Annotated in this window: 21 protein-coding genes and 1 tRNA gene; 19 read left to right on the top strand and 3 right to left on the bottom strand. The window is 68.1% G+C overall.

Features of this window, described 5'->3' with window-relative positions:
* The 4 genes from GWK61_RS42090 to GWK61_RS42075 all read left to right on the top strand — a co-directional run.
* Nucleotides 1-219, top strand: a 219-nt coding sequence (locus GWK61_RS42090) for an alpha/beta hydrolase (protein ID WP_194917523.1), incomplete at its 5' end; no start/stop codon positions are given.
* Between the two features lie 48 nt (nucleotides 220-267).
* Nucleotides 268-344: transfer RNA gene (locus GWK61_RS42085), tRNA-Thr, on the top strand.
* A gap of 139 nt (nucleotides 345-483) precedes the next feature.
* Nucleotides 484-1848, top strand: coding sequence for a tyrosine-type recombinase/integrase (locus tag GWK61_RS42080; protein ID WP_194917521.1), 1365 nt, complete (start codon nucleotides 484-486; stop codon nucleotides 1846-1848).
* Nucleotides 1849-1926: 78 nt separating this feature from the next.
* The gene (locus GWK61_RS42075; RefSeq protein ID WP_194917519.1) at nucleotides 1927-3678 is read left to right on the top strand and encodes an AAA family ATPase; all 1752 of its coding nucleotides are present in this window, start codon (nucleotides 1927-1929) and stop codon (nucleotides 3676-3678) included.
* A gap of 27 nt (nucleotides 3679-3705) precedes the next feature.
* Here GWK61_RS42075 and GWK61_RS42070 read toward each other — a convergent pair whose 3' ends face one another.
* Genes GWK61_RS42070 through GWK61_RS42060 form a run of 3 tightly spaced genes read right to left on the bottom strand, consistent with a single transcriptional unit; the run spans nucleotide 3706 to nucleotide 5687 of the window.
* Nucleotides 3706-4128, bottom strand: a complete 423-nt coding sequence (locus GWK61_RS42070) for an NUDIX hydrolase (protein WP_194917516.1) — start codon at nucleotides 4126-4128, stop codon at nucleotides 3706-3708.
* Nucleotides 4129-4146: 18 nt separating this feature from the next.
* Entirely contained in the window at nucleotides 4147-4896 is a 750-nt protein-coding gene (locus GWK61_RS42065) for a protein phosphatase 2C domain-containing protein (protein WP_194917514.1), read from the bottom strand.
* Nucleotides 4897-4919: 23 nt separating this feature from the next.
* A complete protein-coding gene (locus GWK61_RS42060) occupies nucleotides 4920-5687 on the bottom strand; it encodes a GntR family transcriptional regulator (RefSeq protein ID WP_194917512.1) in 768 nt (255 codons plus the stop codon).
* Nucleotides 5688-5905: 218 nt separating this feature from the next.
* On the opposite strand from GWK61_RS42060, the gene GWK61_RS42055 reads away from it, so the two are divergent.
* Genes GWK61_RS42055 through GWK61_RS41985 form a run of 15 tightly spaced genes read left to right on the top strand, consistent with a single transcriptional unit; the run spans nucleotide 5906 to nucleotide 16825 of the window.
* The gene (locus GWK61_RS42055; protein ID WP_194917510.1) at nucleotides 5906-6256 is read left to right on the top strand and encodes a helix-turn-helix domain-containing protein; all 351 of its coding nucleotides are present in this window, start codon (nucleotides 5906-5908) and stop codon (nucleotides 6254-6256) included.
* Nucleotides 6253-7038 carry a RapZ C-terminal domain-containing protein gene (locus tag GWK61_RS42050; protein WP_194917508.1) on the top strand — a complete coding sequence of 262 codons (786 nt, stop codon included), beginning with the start codon at nucleotides 6253-6255 and terminating at the stop codon, nucleotides 7036-7038. The genes GWK61_RS42055 and GWK61_RS42050 overlap by 4 nt, the downstream gene beginning before the upstream one ends.
* Nucleotides 7035-7385: a hypothetical protein gene (locus tag GWK61_RS42045; RefSeq protein WP_194917506.1), complete on the top strand. Its 351-nt coding sequence runs from the start codon at nucleotides 7035-7037 to the stop codon at nucleotides 7383-7385. Before GWK61_RS42050 ends, GWK61_RS42045 begins: the two co-directional genes overlap by 4 nt.
* The gene (locus GWK61_RS42040) at nucleotides 7382-7633 is read left to right on the top strand and encodes a hypothetical protein (RefSeq protein WP_194917503.1); all 252 of its coding nucleotides are present in this window, start codon (nucleotides 7382-7384) and stop codon (nucleotides 7631-7633) included. Before GWK61_RS42045 ends, GWK61_RS42040 begins: the two co-directional genes overlap by 4 nt.
* A 3-nt stretch (nucleotides 7634-7636) precedes the next feature.
* Entirely contained in the window at nucleotides 7637-8089 is a 453-nt protein-coding gene (locus GWK61_RS42035; protein WP_194917501.1) for a hypothetical protein, read from the top strand.
* Entirely contained in the window at nucleotides 8086-9198 is a 1113-nt protein-coding gene (locus tag GWK61_RS42030) for a hypothetical protein (protein WP_194917499.1), read from the top strand. Before GWK61_RS42035 ends, GWK61_RS42030 begins: the two co-directional genes overlap by 4 nt.
* A complete protein-coding gene (locus tag GWK61_RS42025; RefSeq protein WP_228563832.1) occupies nucleotides 9195-9665 on the top strand; it encodes a hypothetical protein in 471 nt (156 codons plus the stop codon). Before GWK61_RS42030 ends, GWK61_RS42025 begins: the two co-directional genes overlap by 4 nt.
* A gap of 11 nt (nucleotides 9666-9676) precedes the next feature.
* Nucleotides 9677-10537: an NUDIX domain-containing protein gene (locus tag GWK61_RS42020; protein WP_228563831.1), complete on the top strand. Its 861-nt coding sequence runs from the start codon at nucleotides 9677-9679 to the stop codon at nucleotides 10535-10537.
* Complete coding sequence (locus tag GWK61_RS42015; protein WP_194917497.1) at nucleotides 10534-11085, top strand: hypothetical protein; 552 nt, start codon at nucleotides 10534-10536, stop codon at nucleotides 11083-11085. Before GWK61_RS42020 ends, GWK61_RS42015 begins: the two co-directional genes overlap by 4 nt.
* 1 nt (nucleotide 11086) lies before the next feature.
* Nucleotides 11087-11851: a hypothetical protein gene (locus GWK61_RS42010; RefSeq protein ID WP_194917495.1), complete on the top strand. Its 765-nt coding sequence runs from the start codon at nucleotides 11087-11089 to the stop codon at nucleotides 11849-11851.
* Nucleotides 11848-12501 (top strand): GGDEF domain-containing protein, encoded by a 654-nt coding sequence (locus GWK61_RS42005; RefSeq protein ID WP_194917493.1) that lies wholly within the window; start codon nucleotides 11848-11850, stop codon nucleotides 12499-12501. The genes GWK61_RS42010 and GWK61_RS42005 overlap by 4 nt, the downstream gene beginning before the upstream one ends.
* Entirely contained in the window at nucleotides 12501-12875 is a 375-nt protein-coding gene (locus GWK61_RS42000) for a hypothetical protein (RefSeq protein ID WP_228563830.1), read from the top strand. The genes GWK61_RS42005 and GWK61_RS42000 overlap by 1 nt, the downstream gene beginning before the upstream one ends.
* A 1-nt stretch (nucleotide 12876) precedes the next feature.
* Nucleotides 12877-13353 (top strand): hypothetical protein, encoded by a 477-nt coding sequence (locus tag GWK61_RS41995; RefSeq protein ID WP_194917489.1) that lies wholly within the window; start codon nucleotides 12877-12879, stop codon nucleotides 13351-13353.
* A complete protein-coding gene (locus GWK61_RS41990) occupies nucleotides 13350-14573 on the top strand; it encodes a hypothetical protein (RefSeq protein WP_194917486.1) in 1224 nt (407 codons plus the stop codon). Before GWK61_RS41995 ends, GWK61_RS41990 begins: the two co-directional genes overlap by 4 nt.
* Nucleotides 14573-16825, top strand: coding sequence for an ATP-binding protein (locus GWK61_RS41985; RefSeq protein WP_194917485.1), 2253 nt, complete (start codon nucleotides 14573-14575; stop codon nucleotides 16823-16825). Before GWK61_RS41990 ends, GWK61_RS41985 begins: the two co-directional genes overlap by 1 nt.
* The last annotated feature ends 187 nt before the right edge of the window (nucleotides 16826-17012 follow it).

Here is a 17012-nt window from a genome sequence, read left to right as displayed (position 1 = left end):
CCCATCCTCGTAGTGGGCACAAAGGACGACCCCGCCACCCCCTACCCCTGGGCCCAGGGCCTGGCCAAGCAGCTGCAAAACGGCCACCTCCTCACCTTCAACGGAAGCGGCCACACCGCCTACACCCGAGGCTCCCAATGCATCGACAACGCAGTCGACGCCTACCTCCTCCAAGCCACCGTCCCCCCCGCAGGAATCACTTGTGACGTCGGCGCCTAGCGTCAGGTACACTCGTGCACCGGCCCGCGGTGCATGCTGACGGGCCGGGCCTCCTTAGCTCAGTCGGCCAGAGCGACGCACTCGTAATGCGTAGGTCATCGGTTCGATTCCGATAGGAGGCTCCACGAAAGCCCAGGTCAGACATCGTCTGACCTGGGCTTTTTCGTTGCCTCTATCCACTGGCTGATACTCACTGCTTACGACAAACCACGCCCTGTGGAATGGTTTCTGGAATGAGTCGGTCTCTGGAGCTACCTTGAGCCCATGGCCAAGGGGCACGTGGAACGGCTGAAGAACGGGTACCGCGCGAAGGTCTACGCGGGCATCGACCCCATCTCGAAGAAGCAGATCTACCTGAACGGTGAGGTCCGCGAGACCGAGGAAGAGGCCGTAGCGGACGCCGGCAAGCTCCTCAAGGAGGCGAAGTCCAAGCGGTCGCCCGACCGCTCGGCGACCGTCGCGCACCTCCTGGACAAGTGGATGGAGATCTCCGACCACGAGCTGAGCACTGCCGTGACGAACCGCGGCTACATCGAGCAGAAGCTGAAGCCGACGATCGGCGAGTACACCGTCCGGCAGTTCCAGGAGCGCGTGGACGTCCTGGACGAGCTGTACAACCACCTGCGCCAGTGCTCCAAGCTCTGCCACGGCAAGCCGATGACGGACCACCGTACGAACCGCCCGCACGACTGCCAGCCGCGGAACAAGAACGGCACACCCAAGGCCAACATGCGCGACTGCCAGCCCCACGTCTGCAAGCCCATGCCAACGGCGACGATCACGCGGATCAACGCGATCATTCAGGCCGCGTATGGCTACGCCATCGCCTGGAACTGGGCAGACAAGAACCCCGGGAAGCTCGCCCACAAAGGAAAGGTCACCAAGAAGAAGGCTCCACCGCACACCCCGCAAGAGGTCGCGGCGCTCATCAACGCAGCGTTCGAGCACGACGAGGACTTCGGGATCCAGCTGTGGATGTCAGCCATCACCGGCGGCCGGCGCGGCGAAATCATCTCCCTGCGCTGGCGAGACATAGACCTGGACGACGGCCTGGTCTGCCTCGACGAGAACTACGTCGTCCGCGACGGCAAGAGGGAGTTCAAGGGGACCAAGACCGATGAGGACCGCTGGATGTCTCTGGACAGCTTCAGCGTGGCTCTGCTGTCGGCCCTCAAGGCGCGCCGTGTCGCCGCCCTGGCCCAGGCCGGCCTGAAGCTCAAGGACGACGCGCACGTCTTCTCCCCCGAGCCCGACGGTTCGACGCCGTGGAATCCCGACACCTATACACACCGCTACGAGCGGCTCGCCGCGAAGGTGGGCGTCACAAAGCCGCTGAAGAACCTGCGGCACTTCAACGCAACGGAGCTACTGAAAGGCGGCGTGGATGTTGCCACGGTCGCCGAGCGTCTTGGGCACGCTGATGGCGGCGTAACTACCCTGCGGTTCTACGCGAGCGGCACCAGGACAGCGGACCAGCGCGCTGCCGAGCAGCTGTCGCGAGACCTCCTGTTGCACCGCAGCGGCAACGAAGGTGGCCGCCCAACCGATCTAGGTGCCGGTGGCGTTGAGGCGCGCAGGCACAAACGCCGACTACTGATGAGAGGGAAGTCGGCTGCCCGCGATCAATGAAATGTGTGGCCCTGGCGAGCAGTGGCGAATTGGCGCGGGGGTCCAACTGTGCGGCAGACGCACTGTTAGCATCCTGAGATGGAGATCAAAGCCACCCGCATCGAACTGACGAGCGGTGACGCCATCAACGTCGTTGACGGTGTCACGGTCCTGGTGGGGCCAAGCAATGCTGGCAAGAGTCTAGTCCTGCGCGAATCAATCGATGCCATCACCCGGGGGTCACAACCTTTTCCACCTAAGCTCGCCGTTTCGCGAGTCGACATTGTCCACCAGGGATCACCCGGCGACTACTTTGACCGCCTAGCAAAGATCTACGGACTCCAGGAGAGCGGCCAATATCCCTACGGCCAAGTCGACCAAGAGCATCTCGTTGTCAACGGCATCGCAGTAACGCGGGATTCGGTCTCCAACTGGTGGGGAAGAGTCGAGTCATCGGGACAGCTAGGAGCAACACTCTTTGCACACATGAACGCCGACGGCCGACTTGGTCTAGTTCAGGATTCCCAGACTTTTAACCCCATCGAGCTCCCGAGCAGCCAGCCCCTTCAGCCCACCCAACGACTCTGGCAGAGCCCCGAGCTGGAGAAGAAGGTGAGTGACCTGCTCCAGCGAGCTTTCGGCGTAACCCTGACCGTGAGCCGGGGCGGCACACCGGAAATCAAATTGCACGTAGGGAGTCCCCCAAGGCCAGCCGTAAGCAACCCAGACATCGACTACCTACGGGAATTACGAAAGCTGCCGCTATGGCGCGAGCAAGGCGATGGCATGAGATCCTTTCTGGGCATCGTACTCGCCCTTACCACGGCCAACCCACCATTGGTGTTCATCGACGAACCGGAAGCTTTTCTACACCCTCCTCAAGCCCGCCTCCTCGGAAAACTCTTGGTCGACCTCACAGGGCCCAGCACACAGGTAATTGTGGCAACACATAGCTCCCATGTTCTTGACGGCTTAATTGCAGCATCCGGCAACACCGAGGCACAAGTATCTATCGCCCGACTAACAAGGGAGGGGAAGAAGAATCGCGCAGCACAAGTTGACCCAGAAACCCTTCGAGCGCTATATAACGATCCACTAACTCGTTACTACAACATCCTAGATGGGCTGTTCGCCAACGCTACTGTACTATGCGAAGGCGACGGTGATTGCACCTACTACCGCGCCGTGATGGACACTATCAGCGAACTCAAAGATGGAACGCCAGTCGATTCACTGGATCTGCATTTCACGCATTGTGCAGGAAAGAGTCGCATCGCTGCCGCGGTCAAGACATTGCGGTCCGCAGGCGCAGCAGTCGTGTCCGTCGTGGATATTGATTTCCTGCGGGACGACGATTTTGCAAGGTTAGTCGAAGCCGCCGGAGGCGATCCTGCCGCTTTTTCAAAAGCGCGCAATGTCATCAAGGCGGCCGTAGGGAGCAAGGGTGCGAGACCGGAGCGATCAACGGTTAGAGATCAGCTAGTTAAACTGCTCGAGCGTAGCGAAGATCGGTATCTTAGCAGCGGCGAACTGGAGAATCTTAGAGAAGCAACAGCCACGAAGGGCGGCTGGCATGAAGTGAAACGGTTCGGCCGCGAAAGCCTGTCCGGCGACGCTCGCGACGCCTTTGACGCATTGTGGGCAGAGTTACGTAAGCTCGGAATTCTTGTCGTCCCCGTTGGCGAACTGGAGAGCTTTCACAGGGAGCACGCGAACCAGAATAAGGCTGTCTGGTTGAGTAAAGTCCTGGCAGAAAGGCACTACGGATCACATAGAGAGTCAGTGGATTTTGTGACTACGATCCTTGAAACAGCTGTTGAACAGCAGCAAACGCGCATCGCCAACGACTAGATATCAACAGGTAAGGAGCAGGAGCCGTTACAGCAGCTGCACGCCGTCGTGCGTTCGGACCCGCGGCCGTCCATCGAAGGACAGAGCATCGAGCAGCCGGACGGCCATCGTCGGCGCCATGAGCGCCTCGACCTCAGACGGAAGGATCCAGCGGACCTCGGTGGTTTCCTCGGACAGGGCCTCTGCACCTCCAACCTGGCGACAGCGGAAGAAGAGGGCGACGACCCCAACCTTCATGTTCTTGTACACGCCGGTCAAGGCGTCAGGCTCAGCCTCGATACCCGTCTCCTCGCGAATCTCGCGAGCCAGGCCGGCTTCGACAGTCTCGTCGAGTTCGAGCACTCCACCTGGAGCTTCCCACGCTCCATTGTCATGCCGCCGGATCGCCAGGATCCGTCCGTCTTCCCGGACAACGGCGCCGGCAACGCTTACTGAGTGCTTGACTCCCACGGTGGCTACTCCTCCAGCTCAGAATCGGCAGAACACGGCGGTGGCGTCGTCGTGGACCTTGCCACGAAACGTACCGGCTGGTGTGGCGCGCTCTTCGGCGCGAATGTCTTCAACGAGCTGGGCGGGCCCGTGGCTCTCCAGCCGCTTGAGCAGATCAGCCCAGCTCCAGCCATAGCGCTCGACAAGCCTCGTGATGCCGTCGGTCATGACCGCGGCGCTGCTGACGGCCGACACCGGAATCGCGCCGGTCACTGCACGATCGGCGGCTTCAGGCTGCACGCTGGCGATCCAGAACCCCTCCTCGGTGTTCCGTGCCCGGCTCACTGCCTCGACTGTGTAGGCCGGCAGGTACGACGTTCGGTCATCGTGGCCAACCACGAGCTCGCCGTCGTGCTGCTCCACGATGACCGCGGAGTCGCCTAGCACCGCGTACTCAAGGAGTTCGGCATCTCGGCGAAGGATCGCGACCGTCGTCGACGGACTGTCGCGATTCGTCAGGTCACAGGTGTCGGCGTGGCTCGCCATCGTCGCCTCGATGCCCGACCGCAGAACCTCGACGAGAGGCGCCGCCTTCTCGGTGCTCAACATCCGCGCCAGATGAGTCCCCAGCTGCGCGACAAGCCACGGCACGTCGTGAATACAACCGGAATCCACTCCGGCCGGTGCCGTCGCGCCATCCAGCACAACCACGTACCGCTCGGTCGCGATGACGAAGTCATCGTTAGGACGGCCTCCCGGCGCCGCCTGGCAGGTGTACGCAACTTCCACAGTCGATCTCGCTTCCTGGCCGACTACTCGGGAGCGTCAAACTCGTAGGTGAACTCGAACCGGTCGCCGGCCATGATGCTTTCGAAGACTTCCACTGGGCCACTCTCAGCAAAGGTGACCCGACGCATCCGAACGACTGGCACCCCTTCCGCCAAGCGAAGGCTTCGAACCTCTTCGGGCGAAGGCATGCGAGTCCTCAGCTGCTCGCGGAAGCGGACGATGCGGTGACCAGCCTCCTCCAACCGCGCGAGGCTCCCGCCGGGGCCGGTCTTCAGCTCCTGGATCGCTGTTCCCTCGACTACCTCGGGCCGGTAGTACGAGTCAGCAAGCTGGTTCGGCTGATCGCCCACCCACTCGCGACGCCGGCGAACGAAAACCGGGTCACCCTCCGCGATCGCGTACAGCTCAGCTACCCAAGCTGGCGCAGGTACCTCGCCGAGGTGCAAGACCTCCTGCTTCCACGACAGGCCAGCTGCCTCTGCTTCCGCCTGTTGAGCTGCCCGGCCGGCAGCCCGCTTGCTGCGGGAGAAGCGGCTCATGTCCACCCGCGTTATGACGGGCGCCTGGCGGACGTAGACACCGCTCCCCTTCCGGCCCTCGACCAGGCCTTCAGCCTTCAGCAGGCCGATCGCCTGCTTGACAGTCTGCGAAGCGGTCCCGTAGGTCTCGACGAGCCTGCTTTCCGATGGAAGTCTCTCGCCGGGCACGATGCGTCCGCTGACGATCTCTTCGCGCAATGCGTCGGCGATCTGCCGTGACGACGAACGCGGGTCAGTCGGATCAATGCTCATGAGACCCCATCCTAGCTACCTCGCTAGCTAAATCCTTGCGTTGTGCGTCACCCTCGCGCTACCTTGCAACCAGTGCACCTAGCTAGCTAAGTAGCTAGGAGGGCACTCAGGGGCTTGCGCGTCAAGCCACGCCCAACACAGCAGAGCCCCGGTCAGCAATTCGCAGTGCGCCAACACTGCGCTGACCGGGGCGACACCGGACTCTCGGAGGAGTTTCGATGCTCGACCAGCGTAGCGAGGCGGCGATCGCCCAGATCGAAGCGGCGGTGGCCCAGATCGTTCGCACCGCGCTCTCGCAGATCCCGGCGGCGCCCGCAAAGGTGTCGACCGCCGACTTCCTGACCGTCAACGAAGTCGCGAAGATCTTCCGCGTCTCCCGCGAGACGGTCCGCCGCATGTGCGTCTCGGGCAAGCTGCCCGCCCTCGACTGCGGCTCCGGCGACCAGGCAAACTTCCGTATCCCGCGCGCGTTCGTCGAGCGCGGCATGAACGAGCTGGACAACGGCCGCAGCATCTCGATGAGCGACCTGACCACGGAGTGGCAGGCCGGTCTGGCGGCGGCGTCATGAGCCGCGTTCTGATCACCACGTTTGGTGTGCTGCACGGTGAGCCGCCGGAGGGCAACGCCCTTTCGGTGGACCTGCGTACGGCGCTGCGGAACCCGCACGACGACCCGAGTATGCGGTTCAAGACCGGCCTGGACGACGTGGTCTTCGACCACGTGATGGCCACGCCGGGGGCGCTGGAGATCGTGGACGACACGGTGGCGCGGGTTCTGGCGTTGTTCGACCACGTGTCGGACCCGCAGGGCCTGGATCTGCCGGTTCACGTGTTCTGTAAGGGCGGTCGGCACCGTTCGGTGGCGATCGCCGAGGCGAGTGCGGCCCGGCTGCGCATGCAAGGTGTGCCGGTCGCGGTGGTCCACCGCGACATCGACAAGCCGGTGGTGCAGAAGATCCCGGTCTCGCAGGGCGGGTCGTCGCTGTGGGCGGGGTTCGCCGCCGACGGGGCTAGTGCGAACGTGCCGCTGGCACGGTCGCTGCGCACCCTCGCGGCGTTCATCGACCGGCACGCGGAGCTGGGTTCGGCGACGGTCACGTTCGTCGGCGCTAGCGGCAACATCACCATCGGCTTCTACGGCATCGAGCTGGACATGGAGGAGCGTGCCGCGGCGGTGCAGCTGCTGGCCGACGCCCTGGACACGCCGATGGACACGCAGGTGTACGACGACGGCCAGGTGATTCTGCACGTCCACAAGCTGGTCGCCGGCGACCGCCACATCAGCATCGACGCCCCGGTGGCTCGCAGCGAGCGGGACCCGAGCAACACCGGCAAGGCGGTGTCGCGGTGACCGTTTTGGCGACCCTCGGTGTGGTCGTGGCGGTGGTGTGGGTCATCGCCCGTGAGCGGCGGATCTACAAGGCCAACAAGGCGTTCAAGGCGCAGGCCGTGTACCAGGTGACGCCGCCCGGGCCGCGCTGGTGGCAGGTGCTGCTGGCCAACGTCATCTACGCGGCGCTGATCGTGGCGATGGTGCTGGCGCTGGTGCGCCTGACGCAGAACGACGACACCACGCCCGGTCCGACCGGGCCGCTGGACGGCACGACCGACGGGTCCAACCCGGCCGGGCCGACCAGCCCGTCGCCCTCTCACTCTTCTTCCTCGAATTCTTCAGTCCCGAAGGGGGCTTCTCGATGACCGGACCGGAGCACTACGCGATGGCCTCGCGCCTGTTGGCGCTGGTGGAGAACGTCACCGGCGACTACTCCGACGCCCCGCACGACGCCGAGCAGGTGGCGCTGTGGGCGCAGATGGCCGCGCTGCACATGGACGCCGCCCGCATCGCGCTGACGGCCGAGAACCAGATCACCTCCGACCTGCACAGCAACGAGCGGCGCCCGATGACGGCGGCGTGGCTACGCGTGCTGGACCCGAAGGCGGTCTGAGCCATGACGAACCCGAACCTGAACCCCGAGGCCGCGGCGGTCAGCAGCGTGCTGGCTGGCTTCCGCTTCGCCATCGGCGAGCGCAGCGCCGTGATCGCCCACCCGGGCACCGCCCCGGAGGTGGTCGCGCGGCTGACCGAGGCCAACCGGATCGACTCCGGACACGCCGACGTCGCCGAGGCGCTCATCGGCGCGCTGAACGCGGACCCCGGCCGCCCGTACATCCAGCACGTCCTCGTCGGCGGGCTGATGAGCCAGGGCAAGACCGCCTCGCTGCGGCTGGCGCAGCTGGCGGCACTGCACGACGCCGAGTTCGACATCGCCGCCGTCGACGGGATCGACGCGGCCCGTCTGGTGCACGACCACCAGGCGCCGGGTTGCCCGGCGTGCCTGCTGCAGGGCGCCGGCGACCTGGCGGCGCTGGACGGCATCGAGGCTCCGGGGGTGACCGAATGACCCGCGTGTGGCCCATCGATGAGCTGGACGGCCGGTTCATCCTGGCCGAGTGGATGCTGACGCATCCGGCCGGCGGAGACATGATGATCCGGCTGTGGGACGGCAACCAGACCGTCAGCATCTACCTGGCTGACGCCCTGCCGCTGCCGACCGAGGCGGACAGCAGCACCGACTACCTGCACGGCTTCCGCCAGGTCGTTAACGAGATCCTGCCCGGCTACATCACCGCGGGCTGGGCCGTCGACGAGTCCTTCCTGGCCGACGGCATCGACGCCGCCGACGCCGAGTTCTCGCCGCTGCGGTGCCCGGAATGCGCGTTCACCCACCCGTGGTGGTGCGGCGCTGAGGAGTCCTGCCAGATCTGCGACACCGCGATCGACCTGGATTGGCTGCCGTATAGCGGCCTGAACGGGATGGTCGAGGCTGGCGAGTACGACTCGGCGCGGAACCTGGTGCGGGACCTGTCGCACACCCTCGCCGTCGGCGAGCAGCTGCTGACCGAGCTGCCCGAGGGCAAGCAGCGCACGAACATCGCGGCCCTGATGGGCCCGGCCCGTACCGCGCACCGCGGTGCGACGGCCCGGCTGCGGGCTGTGCTGGCGCTGCCGAGCGTCGCCGCCGCGACTGAGGCGGCGCTGCCGGCGGTGCTGGCCGTCATCGCCCACGGCACTGACGTGGCTGGCTGGCTCGCTGGTGTCCTGGCCACTGCCGCGGCGCAACTGGGCTCGGTGGAGGCGGTGACCGCGAACCGTCCCGGCTCCTGGGAGGCCGACCTGGTCCACCGGCTGGTAGCCGGCACCGTCGGCTGGGACGACGAGCACCTGGACGACTACCTGCCCGCGCCAACCCCCAGCGGCGACGACGGCCAGGACGACGACGCGGCTGAGGCCGCGCCGGAGCCGCTGGCCTTCTTCTCCACCGCCGGCGGGGCCGTGGTGAACGTCGCGGACTACCCGCACCTGCCGAACACCTTCTCCACGATCTGCACCGCCTGCGGACCGCAGGGCCTGCACAGCTACCTGCCCGAGCTCAAAGACTCCGCCTGGCAGACCGCCGTCGACGACGCGACCTCACACGCCGAGTCCTGCACGAAGGAGGCGGGGAAGTGAACCTGACTGCTGCGGCCGTGCTGGCCGTGTCCTACGTCGCGCTGATCGCCGCCCACGAGGTCGCCGACTACTGGCTCCAGACCCCGTGCCAGGCCCTCACCAAGGGCGGGGCCGGATGGAAGGCCCGGGCCGCGTGTGCGCGGCACGTGGCCTCCCTGACCGGCGCCAAGCTCGCCGCGCTGCTGGCCGCGTTCGCCGTGACGGGGCTGCCGGTCCGCCCGCTGTGGTGGGCCCTCGGCCTGGGCATCGACGCCGTCTCGCACTACTGGGCCGACCGGCGCACCACGCTGCGCCGCCTGGCCTCGCTGTGTGGGCCGGGCAAGGCCGCCTTCTACGACCTGGGCGCCCCGCGCCCCGGCCATGACGACAACATGCCGGCAGCCACCGGCGCGGCGCTGCTCGACCAGGCCTGGCACAAGGGCTGGCTGTTCATCACGGTTCTGATCCTGGCCGGGGGTGCGCTGTGAAGCTCCGTCTGATGGACACCCCCGACCAGGTCGAGGCCGTCGCCGCTGTGCTGCGCCGCGCGTTCGATGTGGTGGAGGAGTCCGGCGAGTACGCGAACCGTGGCAACTCGCGCATGGTGCGCCGGTACATCGAGGTGCGGCTGCGTGTCGAGGACCCCGAGGCTGCGCTGCGGCCGTGGACGGTGCCGCACCCGGGTTACGCCCCGGTCGACATCACCCCGGCCGAGCTGCTGCCGGAGAACCTGGCCGCTGTGGTGGCCGAGGGCTGGGCCGAGCCGTTCGCGACCCCCAGCGAGATCCGCGACTGGTTCTTTCGGGCGTCCGTGGCGGTGGTGCCGTTCACCTTCGACGCCCTTGGGTGGCCGCTGAACCCGACCGGCCGCACCGGCCGGTGGGGCCGGAATCTCGGCAAGTGGGGCGAGAACGCCGCCGCCGACCCGATCGTGGTGGCCGGCACCGGCCGCGGACGGCGGGTGCTGCTGATCCGCCGCGCCGACATCGGCGTGTGGGCGCTGCCCGGCGGCATGGTTGATCCCGGTGAGTCCGCGCCGCAGGCCCTGACCCGTGAGCTGCGCGAGGAAACCGGCGTCGACCTGTCCGAGCTGACCCCGCAGGTGATCTGGTCCGGGTACGTCGAGGACCACCGCAACTCCGACCACTCCTGGGTGTGCTCCACCGCGGCACTGTTCCAGCTGCCCGGCGTCGTGCCGGCGACCGCCGGTGACGACGCCACCGACACGGCCTGGCTGCCTTTAACCGACCTGGACTCGCTGATCGTGGAGCTGGCCCGTGTCGGTGGACGGCTGTACGAGGCGCACGAGCCGATGCTGGCCGCCGCGCTGCGGGCCCTGGACGGGGGTGTGCGGCGATGAGCTTCGAGTCCCGCGCCTACGACGACGCCTCGGGCGCCCCGGTTGTGGTGCTGGTCGCCACTGGCTCGCACTCGGTGTCCCGGCTGGTGGCGGCGTTGCGTGCCGGCAGCACTGAGCAGCGGACCCTTGGCGGTCGTGTGGTGGACCAGGTGAAGCGGCACAGCGGCGGCCGGGAGGCGTTGCGGCTGCTGGCCGCGCACGGGGGCCCGGACCTGCTGGCCGAGGAGGCCGAGGCGGCCTGGCACACCGTGCGCACCTTCATCGGCGCGCACCCGCTCGATGGCGTCGACACCGACATGTACGAGGTCACCCATCCCGAGCAGTGCCACTTCCTCCCGCCCCGGGCGGTGTGCTGGTTCGACCACGACCGGCACGCCGACTGGTGGCCTGGCGGTGAGGGCACCTGGCGGATGCGCCCGGTCCACCGCGAGATCGGCGGCGGCGAAGACGGCCCGGAGGTGGCGGAGTTCCTTCAGATCCAGGCCTTCGACACCGAGTCCGGCGCCTGGCGCGACCACACCGGCCCTTCCCACCTGGGAGGGCAGTGACATGACGCATCCGACTGTCAACGCCCCGGCGCCTTTCGTCTACGCCGGTGGAGCCGTGCGTCTGATGGCCACGCACGAGGCCGGGCACGCCGTGGTGCATCTGCTGCTGGGCCAGCACGTCATCGAGTGCGGTATCGAGGCCGTCGACGACGACGAGTTCGAGATCGCTACAGGCAGCACGACGTTCTCCGGAATCAACACCACCGAGCTGGCCGAACTGGTCGCCACCGCGGCCGGCGAGATCGCGGCGCGCCGTCTGCTGGAGCAAGCCGGCCACCCCAACGCCGCCGCCGAGGCCCGCAGCACCGCCGAACACGACCTGGTGCACACACAGAAACTGATCGCCGACACGACCCTGCCACTGGGCATCGGCGCGGCCCTAGCCGAGCAACTGGTGACTGACTACTGGCCCGCCATCGGGCGCGTAGCCGACGCGCTGTGCGCGGCCCCGGGCCACCGCCTGGACGGCGCCGGCGTTCTGGCCGCGGCCGCGCTGGCGGACGACGAGTTCACCTGGTACCAGCTGCGCACCATGGCCATGGCGGCCATGCCCCAGGACGTGGGCATCTACGCGTACCTGACCGGCGCTGGCGAGGAGGACGAGAACGACCGCGCCGAGTTCGTGTCGTTGCTGTGGATCCACAACCTGCTCAACACGCCGATCGCCGCGCCGCGCCGCCAGGTGCACGCCGAGGTTTTCCGCCGCGGCATGCCCGCGCTGAAGGCGGAACTGGAAGTGGCCCAGCAGGCCGGGGGTGCGCGATGAGCGCCGCCGCGATGCTGGTCCCGACCTCCGCAACAGCGGCATTGGGCGTGCTGAACCTCGCTCAGCGCCGCCAGGTCGTGGCTTCCCGCCGTGACCCGGTAACCGGTCTGGCGACCCGCGCGGCCTGGTGCCGCCTGGCTGCCAAGGCGGTGCGCCGACCGGCCGGGCTGTGGCTGCTGGCCGTCGACGGCGACGGCTTCAAGGCCATCAACGACACGTTCGGCCACGACGCCGGCGACGCGGTGATTGCCGCGCTTGCCGCGCGCCTGGCCGCCTGGGTCGGGCCGCGCGGTACGGCCGGGCGGCTGGGTGGGGACGAGTTCATGGCGTTCTGCCGCCCGCACCGCACCGACGCGCCGCTGGGCGTGCGTATGGCCGATCTGCTGGCCGCGCTATCCGCGCCGGTTCGGCTCGGCGCCACCGTGTTGCCGGCCGCCGCGTCGGTTGGCGTGGTCGAGGTGGCGGCGCTGCCGACACCGACCCTGCCGCAGGCGATGAAGGGCGCGGATGTGGCGCTGTACGCGGCCAAGCACGGCGGGCGCGGTACCTGGCGCCTGGCCGAACCCCCGGCCGGCGGCTACACGATCCAGTCGGCGCCGCTGCGCCGGACCCGCACCGTCGGTGCGGCTGGCCAGATCGGTGGTGCGTGATGCCGATCCGCGCTGAGAACAAGGCTCGCTACCCGCGCGGCTGGGCCCGGATCAGCTTCCGGATCCGGTTCGTGCGCGCGGCCGGGCGATGCGAGTGCACCGGCCAGTGCCGCACCCACACCGGCCGCTGTGCCGCGGTGCACGGCAGCGCGCACCCGGTCACCAAGTCGCCGGTGGTGCTGACTACCGCGCACCTGGACCGCACCCCCGAGAACTGCGACGACACGAACCTGCTGGCCATGTGCCAGCGCTGCCACCTGGCCTACGACGCACCCGAGCATGCCGCGAATGCCTCCCACACCCGGGCCGAAGCCCGCGCCGCAGGCTGCGAGCCGCTGTTCGCTCTCGACTTCTTCAACCCGGAAGGGCTGTGACATGGACAAGCCCAACGACACCAACGACAACGGCCAGCACCACAACCCCGCCGCGCTGCACCGCACAGCCACCCGATCCAGGGTCACGCCGGCGGCCCACTGGATGTGGATGACCCTGTGGATGTGGCTGCGCCACCCGATCAACGCGACGTTCCACCGCCTCGTCGTGGTTCGGCCGACCGGCGACACCTGGGCCGGCGCGCTCTACGTCTACGGCAACTTCGAGATGCCCGCCTACAGCGGCGTCGTACTTCCTGGCGTGAGCATCGAGGGCGACGCCGACGGCTTGCGCGCCCTGGCGGTGCTGCTGCTCGACCGCGCCGACCGCGTGGCCGCGGTGCAGACCCTGCTGGACGCCGGGGTGTGGCCGGATCACGAGGACAGCACCGGCTTCCCGTCCTGGCTCGCCACGCCTGACGGCGTCGGCCGGCTCGGCGACGCGGTGCTCGGCGACCGCGGGATCGGCGGTGCACGATGAACACCACTGCCCTGACCCATTGGGCCGCCACCGCTCCCGCCTGGCAGCTGGTCGTGGCTGGCGTCGTGGCCCTGGCCGTGTTCGGCACTGCCGTCTGGCTTGCCATCAGGGTGCGCAGGTTCCTGTCCGGCTACGACCTGGCCGACCTGATCACCGCCGTGGTCGCGCTGGCCGCGACCACCTACGCCGCTACCGGCACGTGGAAGTACCTCACGGACGCCATGCACTACGGCATCGACTTGAAGGTGTTCCTGGTCGGGGTGTTGGAGGGTGCGCAGGTGGCCGAGGCGCTGCGGGCCCGCAAGAACATCCGCGAGACCGGCACGGCCGGCGTCGACGGCGTCGGGCTGTGGGTGCTGACCGGCATCTCCGCCGCGTTGTCGACGTCGGTGGCCGGCAACTTCCGCGAGGCCCTGGGCCGCGCGGTCATCCCGGCGGTGGGCGCCTGGCTGTGGGAGCGGGCCCTGGCCCCGCAGCGCCGCGCCGCCCGGACCCGCCGGACGGCCGGCCCGATCCGCTGGCGCATCACGCCGGAGCGGGTGTTCGTGTGGCTGCGCCTGGCCGACGCCATCGACACCGACGTCCTCACCGTGGACTCGGCCCGCCGGGTCGCGAAGTTCCTGCGCCTCACCGACCGGGAGCGCGACGGCTGGCGCTTCCCGCTCACCGCCAAGGCCCGTGCTTACCGCGGCCGGATGAAGCTGATCGGGGACGCGCTGCGGCACGGCGACCCGAGCGAGGTTCACGCCAAGCTGTCCCGCGCCGCTTTCGCCGACGCCCTGGACCGTCTGGGGATCGCGGAGGCAGCTGATGACGCCGCCCCGGCGCAGACCCCTGAGACCGGCCCTGTCGGGGCTGACGGCGATTTCAACTCGGTGACGGTCGAATCGCAGGCTGCACCTATCAACACCCCTGTCAACACCCCGGGTGTTGACCGCAGCGCAGCAGCCGACAGCGAGCCGGAAACGCCGGGCGAGACCCGGGTGTCCACGGCCGATGCCGACCGGATAATCCGCTACGGCTGGGAGACCGGAATGGGCGTGCGCGCCACCGCCCGCGCCGCCGAGCGTGACCCGGGCCAGGTGTCCCGGAGGTTCGCAGGCCTGGACAAGCAGTTCGGGGCACGTCCCCGCGTCGAGGTCGGCTACGACGTGCCGGTGATGACCGGCGCCAACAGCAACCCCAACGGGTTCAACTTCGCAGGTGAGGAGGCCCACTGATGTCCGAAACGTTCGAGCACGACTACGAGCCCGAGGGCGCGCGGGTCATCACGTTCCCGCAGCGCGGTGAGGCCGGCGATGACGGCCTGGGCGTGCCCGCCTTCGTCAACGGCGGCCAGGAGCCGGGACAGGCCGGGCCGAGCCTGGCCGAGGCGGCGACGAACTCCCACGTCGTGGAGGGCATCGTCGTCAACCGCGACGCCGGCCCGACCCGGGCGCAGCGCCGTGTACGCAGGCGCCAGGCCTGGGCACGGCTGCGTGCGATCGCCGGCCACCCGGCCACTACCGCCACTGGCCGTCACGTGCGGTTCGTGGGTGCCGGCGCGCGGATTGCGGCGGTGCGGACGTGGGAGTCGAAGACTTCCACGCTGCACGACCGGATGATGAAGGCCGCGCACGAGGCCGGCGACTACGAGGCGGCTCTGACCTGGGAGGAGCGGGCCCGGCTGGCCCGGTACGAGCGGCACGAGCGGCGCATGGCGCTGCTGGCGGCGCCGGTGGAGATCGCTCGGAGCGTGCTCGCCACCGTGGCCGGGACGGCGTTCCTGCTGCTGGTGGCCGGGATCGCGATGTGGGCGAACTCCGACGATGTCACGCAGGTGGCGGTGCCGTTCAAAATCGCCGCCGACATCGTGCAGTTCCTGGTCACCGTGGTGGAGGTCGGCTGGCGCCCTGCTGTTTGGTCTGCGCCGTTCGTGGTCCTGGCCACGTTCTGGGCGATGGGCCGGGCCGGTGAGTCCGAGCTGGTGTGGGATGGGCCGGCCGAGCTGGAGAACGGCGAGGACCGGGACATGGTGCCGGACGAGTCGGCCATTCTGCAGGCCCTGGCCGCGCTCGGCATCCCGGCCTTGAACAAGCACTTCAAGAACGGGTGGAAGCCCCGGTGGATCGAGCCGGCGCACCTGGCTGGGGAGGGCTGGGGCTGCCAGTTGCTGCTGCCGCCTGAGGTGCCGGTGTTCAAAATCGTGGAGAAGAAGACCACCCTGGCCCACAACCTGCTGCGCGCGCCGGTGGAGGTGTGGCCGACCGAGCCGCGAGGCAAGCCCGGCGTGATGGACCTGTGGGTCGCTCATCAGGGCTCGTTGTCCGGGCAGGTGCCGCCGTGGCCGCTGCTGACCGAGGGCACCGCCGACTACTTCAAGGGCGTGCCGATCGGCATTACCCAGCGCGGCGATGTGGTGTCCGGGCAGCTCATGGCCAAGAACTACATGATCGGCGGGATCATGGGGACGGGGAAGTCCTCGCTGACCCGGAACCTGCTGCTGGGGGCGATGCTGGACCCGCTGGTCATCATCGACGTGTACGTCATGGCCTACAACGCCGACTACGACGCGATGGCCCCCAGGCTGCGCACCCTGGTCAAGGGCGACGACGACGAGCAGATTCTGGCCGCGCTGAAGCGGCTGCGGGAGCTGCGCAACGACGTATCGGCGCGCGGAAAGCTGCTGGAGACCTACGGCGAGATCAAGGTCACCCGGGACCTGGCGGAGAAGGACGCCCGGCTGCGTCCGCGGATCGTGGTGCTGGACGAGTGCCACGAGCTGTTCGAGCACAAGAAGCACGGCAAAGAAGCCGCTGAGCTGGCCGTGAAGGTGATGAAGAAGGCGCGCAAGTGCGGCATCACGCTGGTGTTCGTCACCGTGTCCCCGGCCAAGGACTCCATCCCGAAGGAAGTGACCCGCTCCACCTCCAACCGGGCCGCGTTCGCCGTCGGCGACTACATCGCCAATGACGGCCTGCTCGGCACCGGCAAGTACAAGGCCGGCATCACCGCCACCGAGCTGGACCCGAACGAGGACATCGGTACCGCGGTCACCATCGGGTTCACCCGCAACCGGTTCGAGCTGGTGCGGATGAACTACATCGCCAAGGAAGGCGGGACCGACGAGATCACGCCGGTGGTGACACGGGCCATGGCGCTGCTCAACGCCGCAGCACTCGACCAGCCTGAGGACGCCCCCGACACCGACCCGGACCTGCTGACCGAGGTCGCCGACATCCTCGCCGGCGCCGAGCGGATGCTATGCGCGCAGGTCATCGCTGAGCTGGGCCGTCGACACCCCAGCGTGTGGGCCAAGTTGACCCCGGCCGGGTTCAAGGAAGGGATGGCCGCAGCCGGCGCCCCCACCTACAAGACCGACGGCGGCCGGATGCACGTCTCCGGCGAAGCGGTCGCCGCGGCGTTGGCCGATCGCGACGACGACGAGCCCGACGACGGATTCGACGACGACATCGACGAGGACGACGACTAGCCGAATCGCGGTATTGCGCCAATTAAAAGATCGGGGAGGCGCCGGGGAATCGGGGAGTTCTCCCTCAGCCCGGCCCCAGGCGCCTCCCCCAGTCCGACCAGCGCAAGGGATCACAGGGAGCCCAGGGAACCGCCCAGGTGAGCGGCATCGCAACCCGCGAAAACAGCCCCGTGCGATCCCTCAACGC

The organism is Catenulispora rubra (genome assembly GCF_015356825.1).
GTDB lineage: Bacteria > Actinomycetota > Actinomycetes > Streptomycetales > Catenulisporaceae > Catenulispora > Catenulispora rubra.
Note: the sequence above shows the minus strand (reverse complement) of the source record. Positions and strands in the feature narration are given on the sequence as shown.